The organism is Terriglobales bacterium (genome assembly GCA_035624475.1).
In the GTDB taxonomy this organism is placed as follows: domain Bacteria; phylum Acidobacteriota; class Terriglobia; order Terriglobales; family Acidobacteriaceae; genus DASPRL01.
The window spans coordinates 1-4,210 of sequence record DASPRL010000253.1; the positions used below are offsets into that span (position 1 = coordinate 1).

The 4,210-nt window shown below is 65.4% G+C and carries 4 protein-coding genes; all 4 read right to left on the reverse strand.

Annotated elements, in window-relative coordinates; genetic code table 11:
• Positions 1 to 729: hypothetical protein (locus tag VEG08_10305; GenBank protein ID HXZ28376.1), on the reverse strand; the 729-nt coding region annotated here is incomplete at its 3' end.
• Between the two features lie 263 nt (positions 730 to 992).
• A complete protein-coding gene (locus tag VEG08_10310; protein ID HXZ28377.1) occupies positions 993 to 2,681 on the reverse strand; it encodes a hypothetical protein in 1,689 nt (562 codons plus the stop codon).
• Positions 2,682 to 2,781: 100 nt separating this feature from the next.
• Positions 2,782 to 3,792 carry a phosphate ABC transporter substrate-binding protein PstS gene (gene pstS / locus VEG08_10315; protein ID HXZ28378.1) on the reverse strand — a complete coding sequence of 337 codons (1,011 nt, stop codon included), beginning with the start codon at positions 3,790 to 3,792 and terminating at the stop codon, positions 2,782 to 2,784.
• 153 nt (positions 3,793 to 3,945) lie between these two features.
• Positions 3,946 to 4,210: PhoU domain-containing protein (locus VEG08_10320; protein ID HXZ28379.1), on the reverse strand; the 265-nt coding region annotated here is incomplete at its 5' end.

Here is a 4,210-nt window from a genome sequence, read left to right on the forward strand (position 1 = left end):
GGGCGAGAGGCCGACGCGGTTGGGCGTGAGCCAACTCCAGGACTGCCCGCCCAGAAACTCCCATTTGCCGCGCTTCACATCCACCCAGTAGAGGCGCATGCGGCTGGTCTGGCTGTTGCTGGTTACCCAGACGTTGGCCGGCTGAGTGCCCAGAAAGTCGAACTCCACGTAGCCGGTGACGTCATTCTCCCCGTACAGGCCGTGCACCTTCAAGGTGAGGCGGGAGTTCTGCGCCGAGAAGCGGTTCTCGGTGAGGTGCCCCTGGATGGTATTGCTGAAGGGGATGCTGCCAAAGCCGGTGCCGATCTGGGTGCCGGTGTTGGTGCTGCGGAAGACGGCGGTGAAGTCGGCAAAGCCGCCCGGGGTGAACTCGGTGCCGCCGATGCGGACCGACAGGGGCGACTCCTTGGGCTTGTCCTGCGGCCCGGCGGCATCGCTGACCACCGCGCGCGAGGACGAATCGCCCAGCGGGTGCAGCGAGGCGTCGGTCACGTGCGGCGTGCCCTGCTGCCCCAACTGCTCGCGCAGGGCTTCGATCTGTTGCCGTTGCTCGTCGATCTGCTTCTGTTGGGCCGCCAGGGCATCCTGCAGCGCCTTGAGCTGCTCGGCCGTGACCGTGGCCGGCTGGGTCTGGTCGGCGGGTTGGGGGTCTTTCGCTGCCGGTCCGGCTTGCGCCAGCATCGTTCCCGACAGCAGCAGGACAGAGAACCACGTTAGTAGGGACTTCATCGCTTCTCCTCGCATGCCCTTTGGAGGGCTAGATGTACTCCGCCCACAGCAATGCCCTGTCTTGCCCGAAGCTGTCTGGGCAACAGATCTCAAGGCTCCAAGGTCTGGCGGTCGGGGTATCTTCCGGTAAACAAGGCGGGAAGTCCACTGTTTCTTTCGCGCACGATATTTCGCTTCGGGACCAGGGCGGGAGGGGCCTGGCAAAGCAAAAGCGCCGGCTGGTTGGCCGGCGCTTTTCTGCTGCTCTGCGTTGCAAACCTCGCTTACGGCAAGGTGTAGCGGACGTCCGCCCAGGCCATGAAGGCGTGCGCGTTCTTGGGCGCGCCCGGCGCCACGAACCATGGGGCCCGGGTCAGGTACGACCACTGGGTGATGAGCTGCAGCTTGCCGTAGTTCTTGTCGGACCAGAAGGTGTAGATCCAGCCGATCGTGCCTTCCTGGATGGCCCGGTTGTGGCTGTTGGGGGAGCCCAGGTAGCCATAGCCGGCGCAGGGCTTCGCGATCAGAGCATCCCCGGGCCAGCATGCGACCGGTAGGAGCAGCGTGGGCGCAGAGAAGTCGTGGAACGTGCTGCGGGCCGCGTACTCCCCGCCGTAGTAGGCGGTCAGCATGTGCTTGGGCGTGACCTGGGCCTCGAGGCCGACGATTCCCGAAGCGGTGTGGATCAGCACCGGGCCGGCAGTGATGGGCCCCGGGGCCGTCCCACTGATTGAGACGATCGCATCCGGCGCCAGCCCGAAGATGTAGCGGCCGCCGCCATCGCTCCAGAAGGCGTTGGCCACCAAGTGGACGTTCTTCGCGAACTCCAGATTGATGGCACCGGAGAGGCCACCGCCGGTAGCGGACTGCGAGCGGAAGCTGGTTCCCCCCGGCGTCGGGATCACGGTGGTCTTCACCGTGGTGGCCACGCCCGCGACCTCGGCGTGGAAGTGCTTGCCGCTGAAATCGGTGTCGTAGGCCAGCTTGGCGATGATGTCGGGGTGCAGGTTGGGCGTGGCGATGTTGGCGCCAGCGTCGAACTGGCCGCCCAGTTGCGCATTGAAGGCGAAGGGGAAGGTGACCCCGGACGGACCCGTGTACTGCTGTGGGTTCTCCAGGGCGACGCCCAGGATCCAGTGCGGGTTGAAGTGGTAGGCCACGCGGAACTGGGCCGCGCGCGTCCAGGTCAAGCCCACCTGGTAGTTGGTGTCCATGTTGTTGGTGAAGAAGATGTCCCCGGGCATGGGCGACACCCCGACGCGGTTCGGGGTCAGCCAGCTCCAGGACTGCCCGCCCAGGAACTCCCACTTGCCGCGCCTGAGGTCCACCCAGTAGAGACGCAGGCGGCTGGTGTCGCTGTTGCTGGTGACGTGGAGGTTGGCCGGGGCGTTGCCCAGGAAGTCGAACTCCACGTAGCCGGTGACGTCATTCTCCCCATACAGGCCGTGCACCTTCAGGGTGAGGCGGGAGTTCTGCGCCGAGAAGCGGTTCTCGGTGAGGTGTCCTGCGACCGTATTGCTGAAGGGGATGGAGTTGAACCCGGTGCCGATGGCGGCGTTGGAATTGGTCGTGCGGAAGACCGCCGTGAAGTCGGCAAAGCCGCCCGGGGTGAACTCGGTGTTGCCGATGCGGACCGACAGCGGCGACTCCTTGGGCTTTTCCTGCGGCCCGGCGGCATCGCTGACCACGGCACGCGAGGACGAATCGCCCAGCGGGTGCAGCGAGGCGTCGGTCACGTGCGGCGTGCCCTGCTGCCCCAACTGCTCGCGCAGGGCTTCGATCTGTTGCCGTTGCTCGTCGATCTGCTTCTGCTGGGCTGCCAGCGCATCCTCGAGCGCCTTGACTTGTGTGGCCGTCACCGTGGCCGGCTGGCTCTGGTCGGCGGGTTGTTTATCTTGTGCTGCCGGCCCGGCCTGGGCCAGCAGCATGCTCGACAGCAGCAGAGTTGCGAGAATACTCAGAGCAGCCTTCATCTCTTCTCCTCGAATTGAGAGCTCAACAGTTTTTCCGTCTTGACGCCGGGAGCCGAAAGCGCGCGGTCACCCGCCTAGCAGTCTGCCGTTCGGTCTCCCCTCAGTACTTGATCTCCTTGATCCGCGCCCGCACCTTGGCAGCGACGTTCTTGGGGAGCGGCGCGTAGTCCAGCGACGTGGTCATGGGCTCGCCCTTGTCCAGCATCCAGTTCAGGAAGTCCACGACCGCCTGGCCCTTGGCATGGTCTTGAAAGCTGGAGGGGATCAGCAGCCAGGTGAAGCTGGCGATGGGATACGCGGTCGCGCCCGGCGGGTTGGTGATCGAGACCCGGAAGTCCGCCGGCATCTCCTTGACCGAGCCGGCCGCGGCGGTGGCTCCGTCCAGGCTGCCCTTCACCCACTTGCCGGCCGAGTTCTTCACCCAGCCGTACCCGATGTGGTTCTGGATGGCGTAAATCAGTTCCACGTAGCCGAAGGCGCCTTCCTGCTGCCGGATCATCCCGGCCACGCCCTCGTTGCCCTTGGCTCCCAGGCCCACCGGCCACTTCACCGAGGTGCCTTTGCCCACCTGGTTCTTCCACTCCTCGCTCACCTTGCTGAGATAGTCGGTGAAGATGTAGTTGGTGCCGCTGCCGTCGGAGCGGTGCACCACCACGATGGGCGTGTCGGGGAACTTCACCCCCGGGTTGTCCTTGGCGATGGCGGGGTCGTTCCAGTTGCTGATCTTGCCCAGACAGATGTTGGCGATCACTTCCGGGCTGAAGCGCAAGTCCGCCGTGACGCCCGGCACGTTGTAGGCCGGCACCACCGCGCCCAGCACCGTGGGGATGTGGAAGATGGGGGTCTTGGCCTGGCCCAGTTGCTCGTCGGTCATGGGGCCGTCGCTGGCTCCGAAGTCCACCGTGCCCTCCAGCACCTGGCGGATGCCGCCGCCGCTTCCGATGGACTGGTAGTTGATGGCCACGTTGGGATGCTGATTGTGATACTCGTTGAACCACTTGGAATAGATGGGATAGGGGAAGGTCGCGCCCGCCGCGTTCAGGTTCTGGGCCGTCGCCGCCGCCGTCACACCCACCATCAGGAACGCCAGGAGCAGGATTTTCCGGATCAACGTAGTTCCTCCTTAAGAAACGTGTCGCGTGAGTTGTATCTGCGGGGTGTTACAGAACGATTACAGGGAGGTGAAATCTCTGTAAAAGGCCGGGGAGTGGATGTCGGGACGCCGCTGCGGAGGCGCCGGCGAGACTGGGAGGAGCGGCCGCCGCTAGGCGCGGCGCGGCTGCTGCTCCCGCAGCCAGCGCAGGTAGAGCTGCTCCGAGGACTGATTCTGGGAGCGCAAGACGTGCCGCAGGGTGTGGCCGCTGACCGAGTGGCAGACCTCCTCGGCCAGGTTCTTGGCGTGGTCGCCGGCGCGCTCCAGGGCCTGCGCCATAAACAGCACCTGCAGGCTTTCCTGGGCCACGCCTTCCCCGCCCTCCACGTGGCGGATGTAGATGAGGTTGCGCAGGCGGTCGATCTCGGCGTCGGCG